Genomic DNA, 22,261 nt, shown 5'->3' with positions numbered 1-22,261 from the left:
GGCTCGGTCCAGGCGGTTATACGGCCTCGGTCTGTCAGACGGCTCACGCCTCCCACGCCGCGACCCTGTTCGACGCCTATCTGGAGAACCCCGGCCCGATCGTGGTCGGGGCGGTCCAGGGCGCCTCCTGCTACGGCCCCGCCTACGAATTCGCCCTGATCCTGGACACCGAGCTGCGCAGGCGAAAGATCCGGGACCGGGCGCCGATAACCTTCGTCACCGCCGAACCCTATATCGGCCATCTGGGCCTGGACGGGGTGGGGACACCAAGTCGCTTCTGGAAAGCAAGCTGCGCGATCGACACATCAAATGGATCACCAACGCCCGCGTCGCCAAGGTCGAGCCCGGCCTGATGCATGTGGAGGAGGTGGCCGAGGACGGGGCCGTCGCCAAGACCCACCAGCTCCCCTTCGGCTATTCGATGATGCTGCCGGCGTTCCGCGGCGTGCCGGCTGTCCGCGACATCCCCGGACTGACCAATCCGCGGGGCTTCATCCTGGTCGATGAGCACCAGCGCAACCCAGCCTTTCCGGAAATCTTCGCCTTGGGCGTCTGCGTCGCCATCGCCCCCACCGGTCCGACGCCTGTGCCGGTGGGGGCGCCCAAGACCGGCTTCATGATCGAGAGCATGGTGACGGCGGTGGCCGCCAATCTGGCCGCCCTCGTCGCCGGCGAGACGCCGGCTGCGGAGGCGACCTGGAACGCCGTCTGTCTGGCGGATTTCGGCGACGGCGGCGTCGCCTTCGTCGCCCAGCCGCAGATTCCGCCCCGCAACGTCAACTGGGCCGCCAGCGGCAAATGGGTCCATCTGGCCAAGGTGGGCTTCGAAAAATACTTCCTGCGCAAGGTGCGCAAGGGCGAGAGCGAACCCTCCTACGAGCGGCTGGCGATGCACATCATGGGCATCCGCAAGCTTCGCATGTGACCCTTCCTCTTAATCTGGAGCCTACCGATGAACCTCGATCGTGCAGTCATGATCTTCGCCGGATGCGTCGTGCTGGCGGGCGTGGCCCTGTCCTACGCCGTCCATCCGTGGTGGATCGCCCTGACCGTCTTCGCGGGGTTGAACATGATCCAGGCCGGGTTCACGGGCTTCTGTCCGGCGGCCATGGTTTTCAAGGCCATGGGCCTGCGCCCCGGGAACGCCTTCCGATGAGCCTGAGACGCGCCGCCCCTTGCCTCGGGCGGCCCAGCTGACGCTGGAACAGCCCCTGTTCACCGGCGGTCGGGCGACGGCGGGAATCGCTCGGGCCCGCGCCGACATGGCCGCAGCCGAGGCCGGCGGCGAGGCCGTTCAAGGCCAGGTCGTCACGGCGGTGGTTCAGGCCTATGGCGACATGCTCGCGGCCGATGAAGTGCTGAGGCTGTATCGCGCGCTGGCGGCTCAGATGACGGAAATCGAGCGACAGGCGCGCGAGCGCTTCCGGGCGGGAGAAACCCCGAGCACGGACGTCGCCCAGGCCGCGTCGCGCGCCGCCGAGGCCCGCGCCGATCTGGCCCGGGCGGAGGGAATGCAGGTGTCCGCCCGCGCCCGTTATCGCAATCTGACCGGCCTGGAGCCGGTGGATCTGCAGCCGATTCCGCCCAATCCGCCCCTGCCCGCCTCCCTTGAGGACGCGATGGCGACTGCGCTCGGCGCCAGTCCCGCCCTGCGGCGGGCGCAGGCCGATGTCGAGGCGGCCGAGGCCGGCGCCCGCGCCGCGCGCGGCGAACGCCGGCCCACCGTCAGCGCCTTCGTCGAGGCGGGATCGGTTCGGGATCAGTTTTTCCCCGACTATCGCGCCGACAGCGCGACCGTGGGGATCCGTGGACGCTGGACCCTGTTCAGCGGCGGCCTGACGTCGGGCAGGATCGCCGAGACTGCCGCCGATGTCCGCGCCGCCCTTGCCCGCCTGCGCGCCGCCCGCATGGGCCTGGAGGAACAGGTGCTCTCCGCCTGGCAGGACATCCACACCGCCGAACTGGTGGCCCAGGCCTCCGACGAACAGAGCACGGCCGCAGACCAGGCCCTGACCAGCGTCCGGCACGAGGTCCGCGTCGGTCTGAAGCCGCAGATCGACCTGCTGAACGCCGAACGCGAAGCCGCGGCCGCCGCCGCCGCCGCCGCCCAGGCCAGGACCGCCCGGATCGTCGCCGCCTATCGGCTGAGGGCCCTGATCGGATCGGCTTGAGATCAGAGCCGGTGATCCGCTTCCCAGACCGAGCTTGCCCGGACCTTCGGCACGCGACGAGGGCGTCAAGCCGCCGCTGGCGGAGTTCTCGATTTTAAACCGAAGTGGCGCACCCGACACGATTCGAACGTGTGACCTTTGCCTTCGGAGGGCAACGCTCTATCCAGCTGAGCTACGGGTGCGTGGTCGGCGAGAAGGCCGGAAGAGGCCGCTTACAGCAAGCGGCGGGCGGCCTCAATCCCCGAATACGCAGATGAGGGGCGGATACCGTTCCAAACTGGCGTCGGTGCGAAATGCCGGAGCGCGCCCACGGCCTCAAGCAGCGCGAAGCGCGGTAGGCCCCCAAAAGAAAGCCATAGGGCGCCTGGGCCCTATTGCGCGGTCATGCCGCCGTCGATCTTGAATTCGGACCCTGTGACGAACCTGGATTCGTCGGAGGCGAGATAGAGGACGCAGTACGCCACGTCGTCCGGGTCGCCGATCCGCTTCAGGGGAATGCCGCGGGTCAGGCGTTCGTGGGCCTTGGCCTCGTCGCCGCCGGCCATGGCGATGAAGGGATCCAGGATCGGGGTCTTGATGAAGACCGGGTGGACAGAGTTGCAGCGCACGTTCCAGTCGGCCTTGGCCGCCTCGAGCGCCAGGGTCTTGGTGTACATCCAGACGGCGGCCTTGGTGGCGTTATAGGCGCCCATGCCGGGGGCGGCGACCAGGCCGGCGATCGACGAGATGTTGATGATCGAGGCCGGTGCGGCGGCGCGCAGGTGCGGCATGGCGTATTTGGCGCCCAGCATGATCGAGCGCAGATTGATCTCGTACTGACGTTGCCAGTTGTCGACCGTGTCCTGTTCGACGAAGGCCAGGGGGCCGCCGACGCCGGCGTTGTTGACCAGGACCGACAGGCCGCCGAGGTCGGCCACGGCGGCGGCGATCACCTGTTCCCACTGGGCTTCGTCGGCCACGTCGTGGGCGTAGGCGAAGGCGGCGCCGGGGATTTCGGCGTTGATGCGGGCGGCCAGGGCGGCGGCGCGGTCGCCGTCGATGTCGGTCAGGGCCAGGCGGGCGCCCTCGCGGGCCATCATGAAGGCCATGGCCTCGCCCAGGCCGCCGGCGGCGCCGGTGATCAGGACGGTCTTGCCGGCGACGCGGCCGGGGCGGGCGTGGGGAGCGCTCACGAGTTCGCCCCCGTTTCGGCGGCGGCGCGATCGATGAACCGGGCCAGGGCGACGTCCTTGTCCGTCACCCCGTCGGCGTCATGGGTGGTCAGCAGCACCTCGACGCGGTCGTAGACGTTCGACCATTCCGGATGATGGTCCATCTTGTCGGCCATCAGGGCGACGCGGGTCATGAAGCCGAAGGCGGCGTTGAAATCGGCGAACCTGAGTGAGCGCGCGATCGCGGGGCGGTCGCCGTCGTCGGCGCGCCAGGCGGGCAAGGTTTCGAGCGCTTTCGCGACCTCGATGCGGACGTCGGTCATGGGGCTTCCTCTTTTTTCCAAGGCGTAAGGCGTTCGGGAGAGCGCCGCAAGCGTACAGGCGACGCCGCAACATGACCCCGAAAGGGTCGCGGAACGCGGGATCAAGCTTGGGCGTTGGGCGTGGACGAAAAGCGTTGCTGCTGACGTCGGATGTAGAGGAAAGAGGATGATGGACAATCTGTGGATCGCCGCCCTCGATCCGGCGGACCGCGAGCGGATCAAACCCTATCTGGAGGAACGCGAGGTCGCGCGTGGCCAGATGCTGTACGACGCCGGCGAAGCGGTCGATCAGGTCTGGTTCCCGATCAAGGGGGTGGTGTCGCTGATGACCGTCCTGCCTGACGACAAGACGGTGGAGACGGCCGCCATCGGCCGCGAGGGCCTGGTCGGGGTGACCTGCGGCCCGTTCAACGCCCGGGCCGCCAGCCGCGCCATATCCCAGGGCGACGGCGTCGCCGCCTGCTGCTCGGCCGCGGCGTTCGGCGCGGCGCTGGACGCCAGCGAAACCCTGCGCCAGGCCCTGTCGCGCTTCACCGAAGGCCTGATGGCCCAGGTGCAGCAGGTCGCCGCCTGCAACGCCCAGCACCGACTGGACGAGCGGCTGGCGCGCTGGCTGCTGACCCTGCACGACCGGGCCGAGGACGACCGGATCGACCTGACCCAGGCCGACATCGCCGGCATGCTGGGCGTGCGGCGCGCCACCGTATCCGAGGTGGGCACGGTGCTGGAGGACAGGAAGCTGATCCAGCGCGGCCGCGGCTGGGTGCGGGTGCGGGACCGCGACGGTCTGGAGGCGGCGTCCTGCGGCTGCTACGGCCTGATGCGCCAGGTGATGAAGGATTTGGCCCTGCCCCAGCCGGAAGCCGGGCCTGAAGCCGAATCCGAGGCGGCCGGATCGCGTGACGGGCGGCTCGCGACGCGCTAGACCCCCGATTATGACCGACGCCTCCTCCCACGGCCCGCATTCGTCGGGCGACCGTTCCTCCTTCGGTTTCCGCGACGTCGACGCGCGCGAAAAGGTGAAGATGGTGCGCGGGGTCTTCGACTCCGTCGCCTCGAACTACGATGTGATGAACGACCTGATGAGCGTCGGCGTCCATCGGGTGTGGAAGGACATCGCCGCCGCCAAGCTGAACCCGCGCCCCGGCGAGACCATCCTGGACGTGGCCGGCGGCACCGGCGACATGGCGCGGCGCTATTCCAAGATGGCGCGCGCGGCCCAGGAGCGTCGCGGCGGGACGGACGCCTCGGTCATCGTGCTGGACTATAACGCCGAGATGATCCTGGCGGGCGTGGCCAAGGGCGGCGAGCCGGAGATGAGCTGGTCGGTCGGGGACGCGATGAACCTGCCCCTGCCGGACGCATCGGTCGACGCCTATTCGATCAGTTTCGGCATCCGCAACGTGGCCCATATCGACAAGGCCCTGGCCGAGGCGCGGCGGGTGCTGAAGCCGGGCGGGCGGTTCCTGTGCCTGGAGTTCTCGCGGCCCACGGCGGGGCCGGTGCGCAAGATCTATGACGCCTGGTCCTTCCACGCCATTCCGCGCATCGGCGGCTGGGTGGCCAAGGATCGCGACAGCTATCAGTATCTGGTCGAGAGCATCCGCCGCTTCCCCGACCAGGCGGCCTTCAAGACCCTGATCGAAGAGGCCGGGTTCAAGCGGGTGTCGGTGACCAATCTGTCGGGCGGGATCGCCGCCATCCACCACGGGTGGGCGATCTGACCGGCCGGATCTATCGCACGGCTCCACCGCCGCCCGCCGCCGTGGCAGTGCGCAACCCCGTGGCCGCCTTCCTGCGCCTGGTCGGCTGGCTGTGGGTGCTGGCGCGCCACGACGCCCTGATCCCGCGCGAGGTCACCCCCCTTCTGCCGGTCTGGACCCGACCCTTCGCCCGGTTCGTGCAGATGCTGTCGGGCCGCGACGGGCGCGAGGGGCGGCCGGGCCAGAGGCTGGGCAAGGCCTTCGAACATCTGGGGCCCGTGGCGATCAAGCTGGGCCAGGTTCTGGCCACGCGGGCCGACATCTTCGGCATCCAGTTCGCCCGCGACCTGGGCCGGCTGAAGGACGCCCTGCCGCCCTTTTCGCTGGAAGAGGCGCGGCGCGAGATCGAGAAATCCCTCGGTCGGTCGGTCGAGAGCCTGTTCATCGACCTGAGTCCGCCGGTCGCCGCCGCCTCCCTGGCCCAGGCGCACCGGGCCACCCTGGCCGACGGTCGGGCCGTGGCGGTCAAGGTGCTGCGGCCGGGGGTCGAGCGGCGCGTCGCCGACGGTCTGGACGCCATGCGGCTCGGCGCCGCCCTGGTGTACCGGCTGGTTCCCCTGTCGCGGCGGCTGGAGCCCCAGGCCTTCGTCGAGACCATCGCCAATTCGCTGGAGCTGGAGCTGGACATGCGGCTGGAGGCGGCGGCCGCCAGCGAAATGGCCGACATCCTGGCCAAGGACGGCTATATGTCCGCCCCCGCCGTCGTCTGGGACGGGGTCGGCAAGCGGGTGTTGACCCTGGAATGGGCGCCAGGTCTGCCCATGACCGACCCGACCCTGGCCGAGCTGCCGGGGCTGGACACCGACCTCCTGGCTGACAATGTGGTGCGCGCCTTCCTCGTTCAGGCCCTGGATCACGGAGTTTTCCACGCTGACCTGCACGAGGGCAATCTGTTCGCCAGCGCCCCGGCCCATCTGACGGCCATCGACTTCGGAATCGTCGGGCGGCTGGGCCCGGCCGAGCGGCGCTATCTGGCCGAGATCCTGTGGGGCTTCATCAGCCGGGATTACGACCGGATCGCCCGGGTCCATTTCGAGGCGGGCTATGTGCCGCCGCACCATTCGGTGGAGACCTTCGCCCAGGCCCTGCGCGCCGTGGGCGAGCCGGTGATCGGACGCGCCGCCAGCCAGGTGTCGATGGGCCGTCTGCTGGGCCAGCTGTTCGAGATCACCGCCCTGTTCGACATGCGGCTGAGGCCCGAACTGATCCTGCTGCAGAAGACCATGGTCTCGGTCGAGGGGGTGGCCCGCCGGCTTCAGCCGGACCACGACCTTTGGAAGGCGGCCCAGCCGGTGGTGGAGCGGTGGATTCGCCGCGAACTGGGGCCCCAGGCCCAGGCGCGCGACGCCCTGAACGAGGTGATCGCGGCGGCGCGGGCCCTTTCGCGCCTGATCCAGGATCCGCCCGCCCCAACGGCGATGGTCATCGAAAAGCCGAGAACTCCGGCTTGGGTCGCGGCTTCATTGACGGTCGCGGTCGTCGCGGCCCTGACGGCCCTGGGCCTTTCGCTCTGGCCCTATCTGCACTGACCGGAGCCTTCGCATGAAGACCATCCTGATCGTGGCCCTGGCATTGACCGCTGTCGCCGCGCCGCACGCCGCCCTCAGCCAGGTCGCGGCCGGCGCCGTGGCCAACACCTTCGACGGCGCAGCCCCGGCGGCCCAGGTCCCCCCCGTTCAAACGCCCACCCAGGCCCAAGCCGAACCTCAGACCCAAGCCCAGGCGCCCGACATCGCTCGTGCGGAAGAAGCGCTGCGCAACGTCATCGCCTCGGCCCAAGGCGCCGGTTTCAACTACGCCGTCTTCACCCCCGACCTGGGCGGGCGCATGCGCCAGCTGGCGCCCCAGCTGATCCCCCTGATCAAGAGCTTCGGGGAGGTCCGCTCCGTCGATTTCGTGGCGGCCGAAGGCGACGCCCAGTTGTTCCGCATTACTTTCGACAACAAGGTGACCGAATGGATGATCCTGTTCGATCCCGAAGATCGGATCGCGGGCCTGCGTTTCCGCCCGGTCGAAGAGTGATCCGAGCCTAGTCGAGCGACGGTCGGCCCCGCCCCGACTTGATCGAGGCGCGGCTGGTCTTGGCCTTCAGCCGGCGCTCCTTCGACGCCCTGGTGGGCCGGGTCGGGACGCGGAAGACCGGCTTGATCGAGGCCTCGTCCACCAGGGCCTGCAGCCGTTGGATCGCATCGGCGCGGTTGCGCTCCTGGGTGCGGAAACGGACGGCGTTGATCAGGATCACCCCGTCGAGCGTCAGCCGACTGCCGGCCAGCTTCATCAGCCGCGCCTTGACCGGTTCGGTCAGGCTGGAGGAGTTCTTCACGTCGAACCGCATCTGGACGGCGGTCGAGACCTTGTTGACGTTCTGCCCGCCGGGGCCGCCGGCGCGATAGAAGCGGAACTCCAGCTCCTCCTCGGGAATGACGGTGCTCATGGAGCGGCCTTGCGCGCCTTGACCACGGCCTGGTCCAGGGCCTGGAGGAAGCGCGACCGGTCGGCGGCCGAGAAGGGCGGCGGGCCGGAGGTGGCCACCCCCATCGACCGCAGATGCTCGCCCACCATCCGCCCGGCCAGGGCCGAGCCGATGGAGTCCGGGGTGAAGGCCTGGCCGTTCGATTTCAGCGCCTGGGCCCCGGCCTTCAGGCAGCGGTCGGCCAGGGGAATGTCGGCCGTGATCACCACATCGCCCACACCCGCCCGTTCGGCGATCCAGTCGTCGGCCACGTCGGGGCCTGCGTCCACCACCACCTGTTCGATCAGGGCCTCGCGCGGCACCTGCATCCAGCCGTTGGAGACCACATAGGTCTTCAGCCCATAGCGCCGCGCCACGCGATAGACCTCCTCCTTCACCGGGCAGGCGTCGGCGTCGATGTAGAGGGCGGTCGGCATGGGCCTGACCTAGCGCGGACGGGGGTGGGGCGCCACACCCTCCCTCATGCGATCGGCGACGGGGGCTCCAGAGGGAAGACGATCTCCACCTCCAATCCTTCACTCGCCCAGTTGCGGCTCAAGGCGCCGCCCAGTTGCCGGGCCATATTGGTTTGCAGCGAAGAGCCGAAACCCTGGCGCGTCGGCGCACTGACGGGCGGGCCGCCAACCTCGCGCCATCTCAGGGTCGCCTGACCGTCCTTGATCGCCCAGTCCACGCAGATGCGACCGCCGCTGCGGCTGCAGGCTCCATATTTGCTGGCGTTCGTCGCCAGCTCATGCAGCAGCATGCTGAGGGGCTGCACCTGTTCGGGGGACAGATCGACCGGCGGACCCTCGACCTCCACCGCCTCTTTCGGACACAGGGCGTCCAGTTCTTCCCAGACGACGTCCTCCAGCCGCCCGCCCTCCCAGCGCCGGCTGGCCAGGGAGGTCTGGGCGCGGGCCAGGGCGCCGATCCGGCCCGCCAGGACCGACCTGTAGTCGTCCAGATCGTCGGCGCGGGTCAGGCGCACCAGGGACTGGACGATGGCCAGAAGATTGCGCGCCCGGTGGTCCACCTCGTGCATCAAGAGGTTGCGGACCTCGGCGTTGCGCTTCTCCTCGCTGATGTCGCGCGCCTCGATCACGGTCCCGATCACCTGGGCGCCCTCGCCGTGGATGGGGCTGGCGGTGAAGGCGACGGGATAGAAGCCGCCGTCCTTGTGGACGAAGACCTCCTCCCCCTGGACGCCGGCCCGCTCGGGGAAGGCGCGGTCGATGGCGCATTCGGACAGTGGGAAGTGGGATCCGTCCGGACGGGTGTGGTGGATGACGTCGTGCAGCGGTCGCCCGGTGGTCTCCTCGAAGGCGTAGCCGGTCAGTTTTTCCGCCGCCCGGTTCATGAAGACGCAGTGCTGCCGGTCGTCCATCAGGAAGACCGCCATGGTGGTATTGTCGAGGATGACGTCCAGCCGCTGGGCCGTGTCGCGCAGCTGCTGCTCCACACGCCGGTATTCGGTCGTGTCCTGGATGGCGGCGTAGAAGACCGGGTCGTCGCCGTCGTCGAACAGCTGGAGCTTGACGGAGACGTCGTATTCGGACCCGTCCTTGCGTCGATGAACGGTGTCGAAGTCGAGCCGATCGACTTCGCCGGCGAGCAGCGGCCGGATCAGAGCCAGGAAGTCGTCGCGACGGATGCGGGGCTTCAGATCCCAGGGCGTCAGGCGGGACAGTTCGTCCGCGTTGTAGCCCAGGTTTTCCCGGGCGCCCTTGTTGACGAGTCGAAAATAGAAGTCCTCTACGCCGAAGACATAGACCTCGCTCGCGGCCTCCTCAACGATCCGCCCCAGGCGCTCGCTGGTCACCGCGATGGATCTGGTCATGCCCGGCGTCTGCCTCCGATGGTTCGACAACCCTAGATAAGCCGGGGTTATCTGGCAATGATTTTGATTATACAAGAAAAATTGGTGCGAAGGATCGGAACAGGATGACCCAGGCTCAGCTCTCGGACCGGTTCGGGCTTCAGCACGCGGCCTCGCGGGCGGAGGGGGCTGCGTCGGCCCAGGAGCGGCGCGGGCGGCTGGAGACGCTGAAGGCCCTGGTGCTGGAGCGGCGCGAGGCCTTTGCGCGGGCCATAGATGCGGATTTCGGGGCGCGGTCGGCGATGGAGACGGGGCTGCTGGAGGTCACGCCCCTGATCCGCAGCCTGGACCATGCGCGCGCCCGTCTGGGGCGGTGGATGCGCGACGAGCGGCGTCCGGTGGACCTGATGTTCCAGCCGTCGCGGGCCTGGATCCGGCATGAGCCCCTGGGCGTGGTCGGGGTGATCGCGCCGTGGAACTATCCCCTGCTGCTGGCGCTCGGGCCGACGGTGGACGCCCTGGCGGCGGGCAATCGGGTGATGATCAAGCCGTCCGAGCTGACGCCCGCCTTCGGCGCCCTGCTGGAAGCCGCCGTGGCCGAACGGTTCGATCCGGCGGTGCTGACCGTGGTCAACGGCGGCGTCGATACAGCCCAGGCCTTTTCGCGCCTGGCCTTCGACCATCTGGTCTTCACCGGTTCGACGCGGGTGGGGCGGGAGGTGATGCGGGCGGCGGCGGAAAACCTGACGCCGGTGACGCTGGAGCTGGGCGGCAAGTCGCCGGCGGTCGTGGCCCCCGACTATCCGCTGGACAAGGCGGCCCGGTCGATCGCCTTCGGCAAATTCCTGAACGCGGGCCAGACCTGTATCGCCCCCGACTACGCCCTGGTCCCGGCCGGTCAGGTCCGGGCCTTCGCCGAGGCCGTGATGGATCAGGCGCGGCGGGCCTATCCGACCCTTCAGGACAACCCCGACTACAGCGGGGTGATCAGCGACCGTCACCGGCTCCGGCTGCGCGAGGCGGTGGCGGCGGCGCGGGCGGCGGGGGCCGAGGTGCTGGAGCACCCGGATGCGGGCGACGGGAACAACGGCAAGATCGCCCCGACCCTGGTGCTGAACCCGCCGAGCGACGGCCTGCTGATGCAGGAGGAGATCTTCGGCCCGGTCCTGCCGGTGGTCGGATACGACAGCCTGGATGAAGCCCTGGCCTTCGTGGCCGCCCGGCCCCGGCCCCTGGCCCTGTACGGCTTCACCAACCAGGCCCGGACGCGCGACCGGATCCTGGGTTCCGGCCTGTCGGGCGGCGTGACCCTGAACGGGACCATGCTTCATATCGCCCAGAACGACCTGCCGTTCGGCGGGGTCGGCCCCAGCGGCCTGGGCGCCTATCACGGGCCTGAGGGCTTCAAACGCTTCAGCCATGCGCGGGCGGTCTATGACGTGGGGCCGGTGAACGCCTTTGAACGGCTGGGGCCGCCGTGGGACGGGGCGGCGGGCCGGCTGGCGCGCGCGGCCCTGCGGTTTCTGGCCCGCTAGGCCAAAACGAAAAAGGGCGGAACCCTGCGGTCCCGCCCTTTCCGTTCAGACCTGAAAGGCCGTCAGTTGCGATAGGCCGGCGGCATCGGCGTCTGTTGACGATAACGGTCGCGCAGCAGCAGGGCGCGGCTGGTCAACGGTTGCTCGACCCCGTCGATGAAGACGGCCGAAGGCTGGCTGAGCGGCTCCAGCGGGTCGCCGGACCAGACCACGACGTCGGCGGCGGCGCCCGGCGCGATCTGGCCGAACTGTCCGGCCATGCCGAAGATCTTGGCCGGATTGACCGTCAGGGCGGCGATGGCGGCGCCGTAAGGCAGGCCGTGCGAGACGGCGTTGCCGGCGTTGTAGCGGGCCTCGCGGGCGCGGTGGGTCGAACCCTCGTTGCCCTTGATGGCGATGACGACGCCGGCCGCGTTCAGGGCCGCCGCATTCTCCATCCGCGCCGCCCGCATCTCGAAGTCGGCGGGCAGGTTGGAGATGGGGTTCAGCAAGACGGGCACGCCGGCCGAAGCGATCTCGCCGGCGACCAGCCAGCCTTCCTCGGCGCCGTCCAGGATCAACTTGATCCCTTCCTCGCGCGCCAGGCGCAGCACCTGCTGGATGTCGGACGCCCGGTGGACGGTGACGATCAGGGGCATGGAGCCGTTGGCGACCGGGATCAGGGCCTCCAGGTCGGCGCGCGACAGGCTGAGGTCGCGCAGGCCCGCCCGCTCATAGGCCGATTTGTTGCGGGCGTAGAGACGGACCTCGGCCATCGTCTCCTTGAACAGGACGAACTGGGCGCCGCGCGCGCCGCCGGCGATGTCGGCCCCGGCCTCGCCGAACGGGGCGACCATGGCCACGCGCGGCTTGACCAGGATGTTCGCATCCTGACCCAGGTCGATGATCGCCGCCTGGCCGGCGAACAGGCCCGGCGTCTGATAGCCGCCGTCGCCGGCGCCGGCCGTCTCGTCCTCATGCACATGGCCGCCGGACGAGCCGGGGTGCTGGGGCACGACCACGGCGCGGGTGATGCCGCCCAGACGCGCCACCGGCAGGGTGAAGGACCAGGGGTCGAGGCCATAGGAGATGTCGAAGGCGGCGCTGAGGGTGTTGGACGCGTTGCGCAGCTCATTGGTGCCGCCGACCGAGCCCACCTCGGTCCCGGCCAGGCCGGAATCGACGGCGACGAAGCCAGGGGCGACCGTCTTGCCGGTCGCGTCGATGACGCGGGCGCCGGCCGGGGCGGCGCCCGTTCCGACCGAGACGATCTTGCCGTCGCGGATCACCACCGTGCCGCGCTCGATGACGGAGGTTCCGGTCAGAACCCGGCCGCCCGTGATCGCCACGGTGTCCTGGGCGACTGCAGGCGCGGCGACAGACAGGGCGGCCACAGCGGCCGCAAGGACGTGGGGCAGACGCATCAGCGGGCTCCTTCGGCGACGTTGGCGGCGGTCAGGCCATAGCCCGGCTGGCCCAGCTCGAAATCGCTGGTCGGCTGATAGGCGGGGTTGGTCCGGTCGAAGGCCAGGGCGCCGTCGATGAAGACCTGGTCTGCGCGGGCGTAGATGGAGAAGGGATCGGCGCTCCAGATCACCACGTCGGCGCGCTTGCCGGCCTCCAGCGAGCCGGTCTGGTCGGCGACGCCGATGGCCTTGGCGGCGTTGGAGGTGATCCAGCTGATGGCGTGTTCTTCCGAAATGTTCAGGCCGGCGCGGCGACCGGCCGACAGGGCGGCGGCGGCTTCCTGGTTCAACCGTTGAGTCAGTTCGGCGTCGTCGGAATGGATCACGGCGCAGGAGCCCTGGGCTGCGTCCACCAGGGCGGCGTTCTCCTCGATGGCGTCGAGCGCCTCCATCTTGAAGCCCCACCAGCCGGTCCACATGGCCGCGCAGATGCCGGCCTGGGCCAGTTGCGGGGCCAGCTTGTAGGCCTCGGTGGCGTGGTGGAAGGTGGTGATGCGGTAGCCGAACTCCTTGGCCATATCCATCATCAGCGCCATTTCGTCGGCGCGGTAGCAGTGGTTCTGGATCAGGATCGAGCCGTCCAGCACCCCGGCCAAGGTCTCGTTCTGCAGATTGCGGGTCGGGGGCGTCCCCTCGCCGGTCTCGCGCCACTTGTCCCACTTGGCCTTGTATTCGCGCGCGGCGATGAAGGCGGCGCGATAGCCGGCCATATTGCCCATGCCGGTCGCCGGACTCTGGTTGCGGCCGCCATAGACCCGCGACGGGTTCTCGCCGCAGGCCATCTTGACCGTATAGGGGGCCTGCGGAAACTTCATGCCCTGCATGGTGATGGAGGGCGTATTGCGGATGGTGACGCCCCGGCCGCCGAACAGATTGGCCGAGCCGGGCAGGATGTGGAGCGTGGTCACCCCGCCGGCGCGGGCGGTGTTGAAGCCCGGATCCTGGGGCCAAAGCGAATGTTCGGCCCAGACCTGGGCGGTGTTCGGGCTGGTCGCCTCATTGCCGTCGCTCATGCCCTGGACCCCGGGGGACGGATAGACGCCCAGGTGGCTGTGGACGTCGATGATCCCCGGCGTGACATAGCGGCCGCGCGCCTCGATCAGCCGATAGCCCGCAGGGACGGGGGTCGAGGCGTCGCCGACGGCGGCGATCTTGCCGTCGGTGACCACGACCACGCCGTTTTCGATCTTGCGGTCCGTCCCGGTCAGGACCGTAGCCCCGACCACGGCGAAATTCTCGCGCGGCAACGGTTGATAGGTCGAAGGATAGGGGTCCGACCTCGTCGCCGGGTCCAGCCCGGCCGCCAGGCTCCTGTCCTTGGCCGGGGCGGTCCCGCCCTGGTCCGGCTCCGTCGTGGCGCAGGCCGACAGGCCCAAGGCGCACGCCAAGGCCGCGAGGCCGACGCCCCGCAGATGATGTCTGATCATCAGATCCCTCTCCCGACGACACGCCAGCCCCGGCGTGTCTTGCAGCAGTCATAGAAGGGGCTTGCCGCCCGGCCGTCAAAAGATTTCGACGTTCTTTCTCGATCGCGCCACGCTCGCACGGCCTGGGGAGTTGTGTTGGGCCGGTAAGGCGACCATCTGGGGTTCTAAGGCTCTTCGATACACGGACTTCCCCATGACCTTCGCCGACCCGACCCTGGACCCGCGCCCTTCCGGCGACCTGATCAAGGAAGGCACGGACGCCTCCTTCATGAAGGACGTGATCGAGGCGTCGAAGACCCAGCCGGTGATCGTCGACTTCTGGGCCACCTGGTGCGGCCCCTGCCGGACTCTGGGGCCGGCGCTGGAGAAGGCCGTGCGCGCCGCCAAGGGGGCGGTCAAGATGGTCAAGATCGACGTCGACGCCAACCCGGCCTATGCAGGCCAGCTGCGGGTGCAGTCGATCCCGACCGTCTACGCCTTCGTCAACGGCCAGCCGGTGGACGGCTTCCAGGGCGCTATTCCGGAGAGCCAGATCAAGGCCTTCATCGACAAGCTGACCGGCGGCCAGGCCGGGTCCGCCGAGACCGCTCAACTGCTGGAGCTGGGTGAAGAATCGCTGGGCCTGAACGACTTCGGCGGCGCGGCCCAGGCCTTCGCCCACGTCTTGTCGATCGAGCCGGAGAATGAAAAGGCCATCGCCGGCCTGGCGCGTGTCTATATGGCGGGCGGCGACGTCGAACAGGCGACCCAGACCATCGCCATGGCGCCGGCCGAGTCCAAAGAACCGGCGGTTCAGAGCGTGCGGGCCCAGCTGGCCCTGGCGGCCAAGGCGCCCGCCGGCGCATCGGCCGAGCTGGAAGCCAGGGTCGCGGCCGATCCGAACGATCATCAGGCGCGCTTCGACCTGGCCGAAGCCCAGAGCGCGGCCGGCGACTTCAAGGGCGCGATCGACAATCTTCTGTCCATCGTCCAGGCCGATCGCGAATGGAACGATCAGGCCGCGCGCAAACAGCTTCTGGTCATCTTCGAGGCGGCCGGCCTGGGGTCGGACGTCTCCAAGGACGGGCGGCGCCGCCTGTCCTCCATCCTCTTCTCCTAGGGCGGACCCTTCCATGCCCCAGGGCTATGTGCGCGCTTTGGACCTGCCCCAGGTCATTCCGGTGTTTCCGCTGGGCGGCGCCATCCTGCTGCCCCGCGGCCAGCTGCCGCTGAACATCTTCGAGCCGCGCTATCTGAACATGGTGGACGACGCCATGGCGGGCGACCGGATCATCGGCCTGATCCAGCCCAAGGGCGGGACGCCGGCCCTGCCCGGCCTGTCTTCGGTCGGCTGCGCGGGACGGATCACCGGCTTCGCCGAGACGTCGGACGGGCGCTATCTGATCACCCTGACCGGGGTGTCGCGGTTCCGCGTCGCGGCCGAACTGCCGACCAAGACGCCGTATCGACAGGTGCGGGCGGCGTTCGACGCCTATGAGGACGATCTGGCGCCCCCGCCTGAGGAGCCGGATTTCGACCGCCACGCCTTTCTGGACGCCTTGCGGGACTACATGGCTCACCGCGCCCTGGAGATCGACTGGGACACGGCCGAGACCGCGCCTATGGAGGCCCTGGTCAACAGCCTGGCCATGGCCCTGCCGTTCGAACCCGCCGAAAAACAGGCCCTGCTGGAGTCGATGAGCCTGATGTCGCGCGCCGAGGCCCTGACCGCCCTGTTGCGGATCGACGCCGCCGACGGGGGCGACGACGCCGCATCGTCGATCCAATAGGCCCGCCCATATGGCGCAAAGCGCGCCGTGACCCTAAACAGCCTTTCCGACCCGGTTTTCGCAGACGACAGGAGCCCTCATGAGCGACGCCTTCCAGACGCCGGTTTCCGTCGACCCTCGCCTGCTCGAGGTGCTGGTCTGTCCGGTGACGCGGGGCCGCCTAACCTATGACCGCGAGGCCGGCGAACTGATCTCGCCGGGCGCGAAACTGGCCTATCCGATCCGGGAAGGCGTGCCGATCATGCTGGCCGAAGAAGCCAGGCCGCTGGACTGAACCGCAACAGACGAAGACGAACCCTCGGCTCGGGCGCCTCACGCCGATCGGGCCCAAGCAGCGCAAGGCGCGATAGGCCCCAGACACCATGACCCTCAAAGTCGCCATCCAGATGGACCCGATCGAGGCCGTCAATATTGAGTCCGACACCACCTTTCTGATGGCGGAAACGGCCCAGGCGCGCGGGCACCGGCTGTGGGTCTATGATTTCCGCACCTTGGCCCTTGAGGAGGGGCGGCTCTACTGCCGCGCCCGTCCGGTCGCCGTTCGTCGCAAGGCCGGCGACCACGTCGATTTCGGCGACCCCGTTCGGCTGGACCTGGGGCAGGACGTCGATGTGGTCCTGATGCGTCAGGACCCGCCGTTCGACATAGCCTATGTGACCGCCACCTATCTCTTGGAAACGATCCACCCTTCGACCCTGGTGGTCAACGATCCGGCCGAGGTGCGTTCGGCGCCGGAGAAGCTCTTGGTCACGCGCTTCCCCGACCTGACCCCGCCGACCCTGATCAGTTCCGACCCCGTCCAGCTGGGCGACTTCCACCGGCGCCACGGCGAGGTGGTGCTGAAGCCCCTGCATGGGGCCGCAGGCTCGGGCGTGGTGCGGCTGAAGGCGGACGATCCCAATCTGGACGCCCTGATCGAAATCCACGCCATGGGATCGCGCGATCCTCTGGTGATCCAGAAATTCATTCCCGCCGTGTCCAGGGGCGACAAGCGCATCCTGCTGGTGGACGGCGAGCCGGTGGGCGCCATCAACCGAATTCCGGCCAAGGACCAGGTCCGGTCAAACCTGCGGGTCGGAGGCACGGCCGCGCCGGTCGAGCTGACGCCGCGCGATCTCGAAATCTGCGCCGCCATTGGTCCGACCCTGAAGGAACGCGGCCTGATCTTCGTCGGGATCGACGTGATCGGCGACTGGCTGACCGAGATCAACGTCACCTCCCCCACAGGCGCCCAACAGTTGAAGACCTTCACCGGCGTCGACGCCACGGCGCGGATGTGGGAGGTCATAGAAGCGAAACGCGCCGCACAGGTTGCGTAATCGCCACTTGAATTAGAGTTCAGTTCATGGTTCGTTCCTCGCTCCAAGGGGGGACGGAGCCATGGTCGCGCGAGTCGTTACGGTCGCCTTTGACGGGGTCGAGGCGCGGCGTGTGGACGTCGAGGTCCAGCTGGTCGGCCAGGATCAGCAGACGGTGTTCAACATCGTCGGCCTGCCGGACAAGGCGGTGGCTGAAAGCCGCGAGCGGGTGCGCGGCGCCTTCGCCGGGATCGGTCTGGCCCTGCCCTCACGGCGAATCATCGCCAATCTGGCCCCCGCCGACCTACCAAAAGAAGGCAGCCATTTCGACCTGCCCATCGCCCTGGCCCTGATGGCGGCCATGGGGGTGATCGGGCCGGACGCCCTGGACGGCTGGGCCGCCATCGGCGAGCTGGGGCTGGACGGGCAGATCGCCAGGGTCGGCGGCGCCCTGCCGGCCGCCGTGGCCGCCGACGCCCTGGGCCTGGGTCTGATCTGCCCGGAAGCCACGGGGCCGGAAGCCGCCTGGGCCGGCGGGGCGCGTATTCTGGCGCCGCGGTCCCTGATCGCCCTGATCAATCATTTCAAGGGAAGCCAGGTGCTGCGCGCGCCTGAGCCCGGTCCCCTGGCCGGCGGCAAGGCCGTGCCCGACCTGCGCGAGGTCAAGGGCCAGGAAGGCGCCAAGCGGGCGCTGGAGATCGCGGCGGCGGGCGGCCACAATCTGCTGTTCATCGGCCCGCCCGGATCGGGCAAGTCGATGATGGCCCAGCGCCTGCCCGGCCTGTTGCCGCCCTTGACCTCGCAGGAGCTGCTGGAGACCTCCATGGTCTGGTCGGTCGCCGGCCTGATCGAGCGGGGCGCCCTGACAAGGGACCGTCCCTTCCGCAGCCCGCACCATTCAGCCTCGATGGCGGCCCTGACCGGCGGGGGTCTGCGGGCCAAGCCGGGCGAGGCGTCGCTGGCCCATAACGGCGTCCTCTTCCTTGATGAACTGCCCGAATACAGCGCCCAGGCCCTGGACTCGCTGCGGGCGCCCCTGGAGACGGGCGAGATCGTCGTGGCTCGCGCCAACGCCCATATCCGCTATCCGGCTCGGTTTCAGCTGGTGGCGGCGATGAACCCCTGTCGTTGCGGCATGGGCGGGGCCGGGCGCGGCGCCTGCGGCAAGGCGCCCCGATGCCAGCGGGACTATCAGAACCGGGTGTCCGGCCCGATGTTCGACCGGATCGACCTGACGGTCGAGACGCCGCCCGTCACCGCCGCCGACATGATCCTGCCGCCCCCGTCCGAGGGCACGGCCGAGGCCAGGGCGCGCGTCGCCGCTGCGCGCGCCCTGCAGGAAGACCGGGCGCGGGCCGCCGGCCTGGATCCCGCCCAGGGGCTGAACGCCCGGGTCTCCGGCGAGGCGCTGGACCGGTTCGCCACGCCGGACGAGGCGGGGCGGATGCTGCTGATGCGGGCGGGCGAGGCCGGGGGGCTGACGGCGCGGGGCTGGACCCGCACCCTCAGGCTGGCCCGCACCATCGCCGACCTGGACGGCTGCGACGGGGTCTTGCGCCGCCATATCGCCGAGGCCCTGATCTATCGCCGCAACACGGTCGGCGCCGAGGCCGATTTCGACCGCCGCGTCGCCGCCCGCTCCAGCCTGGCCGAGGCCGCCGGTCGGGCGGCCTTCATCCACGATTGATCCAGGGCCTCTTGAAGCGTCCTTAACTCCGCTCGGCTTAGAGGTCGTCCCTCGCGGAGACGGAACAGACCATGGCGCGGCGGGCGGCGACGAAACGGACCGAAGGCTCGGCGGCGACGGCCGATCCGGCCCAGCAGTTCCTGCGCCTGATGAGTCACGAGATGCGCACCCCCCTGAACGGGGTGCTGGGCATGATCCATCTGTTGCAGCGGACCCGGTTGGACGGCGCCCAGCGCGCCTATGCCGAGAACGCCCGCCAGTCGGCCGAACATCTTTTGGGACTGGTCAACGACCTTCTGGACTATGCGCGGCTTGAGGCCGGGGCGCTGGAGTTCGACCTGGCGCCGGTCGATGTGGAGCCCCTGGTCCGCAGCGTCGCCGAACTGCTGAGCCCGCGCGCCCATGACAAGGGGCTGGAGATCGTCTGGTCCGTCGGCGCCGACGTCCCCGACATCAGGGCCGACGAGGGCCGGCTGAAGCAGGTTCTGTTCAACCTGGCCGGCAATGCGGTCAAGTTCACCGAGACCGGCGGCGTCTACATCGCGGTCGAACGGCGAAACGGCGCCGGCGGGGCGGCGCACCTGGCCTTCATCGTCGATGACACGGGCCCCGGCGTGCCGCACGAAGCCCGCACGCGCATCTTCGAAGAGTTCGGACACGCCGACGTTTCCGACGCCGTGCGACACGACGGGGCGGGCCTGGGGCTTGCCGTCGTCCGAAAACTGGCGCGGGCCATGGGCGGGTCTGTCCAGGTCGCAGACCGCCCGGGCGGCGGCGCCCGCTTCTGTTTCGAGGCCGCCTTCGATGTCGTTCCCGGTACGCGAGACCAGCCTCTGGCGGGCCTGACCGTCGCCGTCCGCTCGCCCGACCCCTTCGTCCAGGCCGCCGCCGTCGCCCAGATCGAGGCGTCCGGTGGGCGGTTCGCCGCATCGGCGCCGGTCGTTCTGGTCGATCACGTCGGCGCCTTGTCCGGCGACTTGGCGCTTCCGCCATCGGACGGCCGGGGCGTGATCCTGCTGAAACCGTCCGAGCGCGATCTGATCGCGCGCTACCGCGCCCAGGGCTTCCACGGCTATCTGATCAAGCCTCTGCGCCGCGCCTCCCTCGCCGAACGGGTGCTGGCCGTCGCGGCCCAGGACGATCCCATGCGCGAGGCCGGCGCCGCCTCTCCGGCGGCTGAGGACGACCGGGTCGTCCCTGCCCGCTTCGCCGGGACGCGGGTCCTGCTGGCCGAGGACAATCCGGTCGGCGCCCTGCTGGCCCGCACCCTGTTGCAGCGCGAGGGCTGCATCGTCGAAACCGCCGCCAGCGGTCAGGAGGCCGTCGCCGCCCTGGCACGCGCCCGCTATGATCTGGTCTTGATGGACATGCGGATGCCGGGCATGGACGGCCCCGCCGCCACCCGCGCCATCCGCGCCACAGGCGACGCCACCCCCATACTGGCCCTGACCGCCAACGCCTTCGCCGAGGACCGCCGCCTGTGCCTGGAGGCCGGGATGGACGACCATCTGGTCAAGCCGCTGGACGCCGAGGGGCTGCGCGCCGCCCTGGCCCGCTGGACGAAGCGCGACATCCGCGCCAAGGTCGGCTGAGTTAACGGCGTCCGTCTCCGGCCGCCGCCGGAGCCGTGCATGACCGACCAGACCACACCCGCCAAACCCGCAAGCCGTTTCGGCGGCCTGGCCGTCTATGGCGAGCGGCGCGTCTTCATCATGCTGCTTCTGGGTTTTTCGGCCGGTCTGCCCAATCTGCTGATCTTCGACACCCTGACAGCCTGGCTGCGGGAAAGCGGCCTGACGCTGGAGGTGATCGGCTTCTTCGCCCTGGCCACCCTGTCCTATTCGCTGAAGTTCGTCTGGGCGCCCCTGATCGACCGGACCGCCGTCCCTCTTCTGACGCCCCTCCTGGGACACCGTCGCGCCTGGATGCTGGTGACCCAGGGCGTGATCGTCTTCGGCCTGTGGTCGATCTCCACGCTGAACCCGGCCGACGCCCTGATCGCCGTCGCCGGTTTCGCCGCCCTGGTCGGATTCTTCGGCGCCACCCAGGACATCGTCATCGACGCCTGGCGGATCGAGGCGGCTGATGACAGCCGCCACGGCGCCATGGCCGCCGCCTACCAGATGGGATACCGCGTCGCCATGATCGTCGCGGGCGCCGTGCCCCTGGTCCTGGCCGATCTCTACAACTGGAACCTGTCCTACGCCGTCATGGCCGCCCTGATGGGTCTCGGCATCGCCGGCGTCCTGTTCGCGCCCCGCGAAAAGGCCCATTCGATCCGCCCCATCCCCGTCGGCGACGTGCCGTCGCGGCCTAGGCTGGAGGTGCTGGAGTGGGTCGCCCGTCTGGCGATCATCGGCGTCGCCGCCATGTTCCTCGGCTCGGGCCTGACAGGCCAGTCCGCGCCGCTGAACGGCCTGTTCGGTCTCTTCGGCCTGGGGGCGGAGGGCCAGGCTGCGGTGAAGGCGGCGTTGTCGGCCAAGCCCGAAGGCGTCTATCTGCAGTTCGTCTCGGTCTTCCTGGGCCTGGGCGTCATGGTTCTGGCCTGCTGGCCTCTGCCGGGACTGAAGACCCGCCCCGGCGCCTATCTGGCCGGATCCTTCGGCCAGCCGGTGGCCGACTTCTACAAGCGGTTCGCCGGCGTCGCGACCCTGATCCTGGCCCTGATCTGCGTCTATCGCCTGGCCGACTTCGTGCTGAACATCATGCCGCCCTTCTATATCGACCTGGGCTTCACCAAGACCGAGCTGGCCGAGGTGCGCAAGGTGTTCGGCGTGGTCATGACGACGCTCGGCGTCTTCATCGGCGGCTGGTCGGTGGCCAGGCTGGGCCTGATCCGCACCATGGTCATCGGCGCCTTCATGAGCCCGGTCTCCAACCTGGTCTTCGCCTGGCTGGCGACCCAGGGGCACAGTCTGTCGGCCCTGACGGTGGCCATCGGCGTCGACAACGTCTCTGGCGGCTACGCGGGGACGGCCCTGATCGCCTATATGTCCAGCCTGACCTCGATCGGCTTTACGGCCACCCAATACGCCCTCTTCACCTCGCTGTACGCCCTGCCGGGCAAGCTGATCGCCTCGCAATCGGGCCGGATCGTGGAGGCCTCGGCCCGGGCGGCGGAAGGGAACGGCCCCTTCGCGGGCCTGCGCGGCCTGTTCGCCAATCTACAGGAGGGCGTGTTGACCACCGGCGCGGCGGCCAGCGGCGTGACGCCTGCGGCCCTGGGCGCCGGCTATGTGGCCTTCTTCCTCTATTCCTTCGTCATCGGCCTGTTCGGCATCGTCCTGGCCTTCGTCGTGGCCGGAAAACAGACCGCGCTTCAGGCCCGTCAGACGGCCTAAGACCTGGATCCCGCCGTGGCGGCGACCGAGGGCCAGCCGTCCTGAACTGCAAAGGCCCGCCGGTACGGACGGGCCTTGCG

22 protein-coding genes and 1 tRNA gene are annotated in these 22,261 nt (G+C 69.4%); 15 read left to right on the top strand and 8 right to left on the bottom strand.

The window, feature by feature from the left end; translation table 11 throughout:
• Window positions 1-352: 352 nt before the first annotated feature.
• The 3 genes from ACZ5M6_RS03625 to ACZ5M6_RS03615 are packed head-to-tail and all read left to right on the top strand — an operon-like array spanning window position 353 to window position 2,171.
• Window positions 353-925: an NAD(P)/FAD-dependent oxidoreductase gene (locus ACZ5M6_RS03625; protein ID WP_464159697.1), complete on the top strand. Its 573-nt coding sequence runs from the start codon at window positions 353-355 to the stop codon at window positions 923-925.
• A 27-nt stretch (window positions 926-952) separates the two neighbouring features.
• Window positions 953-1,156, top strand: coding sequence for a YgaP family membrane protein (locus ACZ5M6_RS03620; protein ID WP_464159696.1), 204 nt, complete (start codon window positions 953-955; stop codon window positions 1,154-1,156).
• A gap of 19 nt (window positions 1,157-1,175) precedes the next feature.
• On the top strand, window positions 1,176-2,171 hold the full coding sequence (locus ACZ5M6_RS03615) for a TolC family protein (protein WP_231681394.1): 996 nt from the start codon (window positions 1,176-1,178) through the stop codon (window positions 2,169-2,171).
• 105 nt (window positions 2,172-2,276) lie between these two features.
• Here the strand turns inward: ACZ5M6_RS03615 and ACZ5M6_RS03610 are convergent.
• From ACZ5M6_RS03610 to ACZ5M6_RS03600, 3 genes are all read right to left on the bottom strand, one after another.
• A tRNA-Arg gene (locus ACZ5M6_RS03610) sits at window positions 2,277-2,353 on the bottom strand.
• Window positions 2,354-2,542: 189 nt separating this feature from the next.
• Window positions 2,543-3,343 (bottom strand): SDR family oxidoreductase, encoded by an 801-nt coding sequence (locus tag ACZ5M6_RS03605; RefSeq protein WP_054764511.1) that lies wholly within the window; start codon window positions 3,341-3,343, stop codon window positions 2,543-2,545.
• Entirely contained in the window at window positions 3,340-3,645 is a 306-nt protein-coding gene (locus ACZ5M6_RS03600) for a 4a-hydroxytetrahydrobiopterin dehydratase (RefSeq protein WP_152949329.1), read from the bottom strand. The genes ACZ5M6_RS03605 and ACZ5M6_RS03600 overlap by 4 nt, the downstream gene beginning before the upstream one ends.
• A 166-nt stretch (window positions 3,646-3,811) precedes the next feature.
• On the opposite strand from ACZ5M6_RS03600, the gene ACZ5M6_RS03595 reads away from it, so the two are divergent.
• The 4 genes from ACZ5M6_RS03595 to ACZ5M6_RS03580 are packed head-to-tail and all read left to right on the top strand — an operon-like array spanning window position 3,812 to window position 7,430.
• A complete protein-coding gene (locus tag ACZ5M6_RS03595) occupies window positions 3,812-4,570 on the top strand; it encodes a Crp/Fnr family transcriptional regulator (RefSeq protein ID WP_287395686.1) in 759 nt (252 codons plus the stop codon).
• A 10-nt stretch (window positions 4,571-4,580) separates the two neighbouring features.
• Complete coding sequence (locus ACZ5M6_RS03590; RefSeq protein ID WP_182714346.1) at window positions 4,581-5,369, top strand: class I SAM-dependent methyltransferase; 789 nt, start codon at window positions 4,581-4,583, stop codon at window positions 5,367-5,369.
• Window positions 5,357-6,937: a 2-polyprenylphenol 6-hydroxylase gene (gene ubiB / locus ACZ5M6_RS03585; protein WP_464159695.1), complete on the top strand. Its 1,581-nt coding sequence runs from the start codon at window positions 5,357-5,359 to the stop codon at window positions 6,935-6,937. Before ACZ5M6_RS03590 ends, ubiB begins: the two co-directional genes overlap by 13 nt.
• 13 nt (window positions 6,938-6,950) lie before the next feature.
• A complete protein-coding gene (locus ACZ5M6_RS03580) occupies window positions 6,951-7,430 on the top strand; it encodes a hypothetical protein (RefSeq protein ID WP_054764508.1) in 480 nt (159 codons plus the stop codon).
• Window positions 7,431-7,437: 7 nt separating this feature from the next.
• On the opposite strand, the gene arfB is transcribed toward ACZ5M6_RS03580, so the two are convergent.
• From arfB to ACZ5M6_RS03565, 3 genes are read right to left on the bottom strand one after another with little or no spacing between them, the layout of a single operon-like run.
• A complete protein-coding gene (arfB, locus tag ACZ5M6_RS03575; RefSeq protein ID WP_054764507.1) occupies window positions 7,438-7,842 on the bottom strand; it encodes an alternative ribosome rescue aminoacyl-tRNA hydrolase ArfB in 405 nt (134 codons plus the stop codon).
• Window positions 7,839-8,297: a YaiI/YqxD family protein gene (locus tag ACZ5M6_RS03570; protein ID WP_152949325.1), complete on the bottom strand. Its 459-nt coding sequence runs from the start codon at window positions 8,295-8,297 to the stop codon at window positions 7,839-7,841. The genes arfB and ACZ5M6_RS03570 overlap by 4 nt, the downstream gene beginning before the upstream one ends.
• Before the next feature lie 44 nt (window positions 8,298-8,341).
• A complete protein-coding gene (locus tag ACZ5M6_RS03565; protein ID WP_464159694.1) occupies window positions 8,342-9,700 on the bottom strand; it encodes a PAS domain S-box protein in 1,359 nt (452 codons plus the stop codon).
• A 104-nt stretch (window positions 9,701-9,804) separates the two neighbouring features.
• Between ACZ5M6_RS03565 and ACZ5M6_RS03560 the strand changes: the two genes are divergently transcribed.
• Window positions 9,805-11,214 (top strand): coniferyl aldehyde dehydrogenase, encoded by a 1,410-nt coding sequence (locus tag ACZ5M6_RS03560; RefSeq protein WP_464159693.1) that lies wholly within the window; start codon window positions 9,805-9,807, stop codon window positions 11,212-11,214.
• 62 nt (window positions 11,215-11,276) lie between these two features.
• Here the strand turns inward: ACZ5M6_RS03560 and ACZ5M6_RS03555 are convergent, their stop codons facing one another.
• Window positions 11,277-12,617 carry an amidohydrolase family protein gene (locus ACZ5M6_RS03555; RefSeq protein ID WP_464159692.1) on the bottom strand — a complete coding sequence of 447 codons (1,341 nt, stop codon included), beginning with the start codon at window positions 12,615-12,617 and terminating at the stop codon, window positions 11,277-11,279.
• Entirely contained in the window at window positions 12,617-14,086 is a 1,470-nt protein-coding gene (locus ACZ5M6_RS03550) for an amidohydrolase (protein ID WP_464159691.1), read from the bottom strand. The genes ACZ5M6_RS03555 and ACZ5M6_RS03550 overlap by 1 nt, the downstream gene beginning before the upstream one ends.
• A 193-nt stretch (window positions 14,087-14,279) precedes the next feature.
• Here ACZ5M6_RS03550 and trxA point away from each other — a divergent pair, with 193 nt between their 5' ends.
• The 7 genes from trxA to ACZ5M6_RS03515 all read left to right on the top strand — a co-directional run bounded on the left by trxA (window position 14,280) and on the right by ACZ5M6_RS03515 (window position 22,181).
• Window positions 14,280-15,185 (top strand): thioredoxin, encoded by a 906-nt coding sequence (gene trxA, locus ACZ5M6_RS03545; RefSeq protein WP_464159690.1) that lies wholly within the window; start codon window positions 14,280-14,282, stop codon window positions 15,183-15,185.
• A gap of 13 nt (window positions 15,186-15,198) precedes the next feature.
• Window positions 15,199-15,855: an LON peptidase substrate-binding domain-containing protein gene (locus ACZ5M6_RS03540; RefSeq protein ID WP_054764500.1), complete on the top strand. Its 657-nt coding sequence runs from the start codon at window positions 15,199-15,201 to the stop codon at window positions 15,853-15,855.
• 79 nt (window positions 15,856-15,934) lie between these two features.
• Window positions 15,935-16,129: a Trm112 family protein gene (locus ACZ5M6_RS03535; protein ID WP_054764499.1), complete on the top strand. Its 195-nt coding sequence runs from the start codon at window positions 15,935-15,937 to the stop codon at window positions 16,127-16,129.
• Between the two features lie 88 nt (window positions 16,130-16,217).
• On the top strand, window positions 16,218-17,174 hold the full coding sequence (gshB, locus tag ACZ5M6_RS03530) for a glutathione synthase (protein ID WP_464159689.1): 957 nt from the start codon (window positions 16,218-16,220) through the stop codon (window positions 17,172-17,174).
• Window positions 17,175-17,235: 61 nt separating this feature from the next.
• Window positions 17,236-18,840 (top strand): YifB family Mg chelatase-like AAA ATPase, encoded by a 1,605-nt coding sequence (locus ACZ5M6_RS03525; RefSeq protein ID WP_464159688.1) that lies wholly within the window; start codon window positions 17,236-17,238, stop codon window positions 18,838-18,840.
• Window positions 18,841-18,911: 71 nt separating this feature from the next.
• A complete protein-coding gene (locus tag ACZ5M6_RS03520) occupies window positions 18,912-20,432 on the top strand; it encodes a response regulator (RefSeq protein ID WP_464159687.1) in 1,521 nt (506 codons plus the stop codon).
• A gap of 39 nt (window positions 20,433-20,471) precedes the next feature.
• Window positions 20,472-22,181: an AmpG family muropeptide MFS transporter gene (locus ACZ5M6_RS03515; protein WP_464159686.1), complete on the top strand. Its 1,710-nt coding sequence runs from the start codon at window positions 20,472-20,474 to the stop codon at window positions 22,179-22,181.
• The last annotated feature ends 80 nt before the right edge of the window (window positions 22,182-22,261 follow it).

This window comes from Brevundimonas sp. Br13 (genome assembly GCF_055391505.1).
This window is presented reverse-complemented; position numbering and strand designations above follow the sequence as displayed.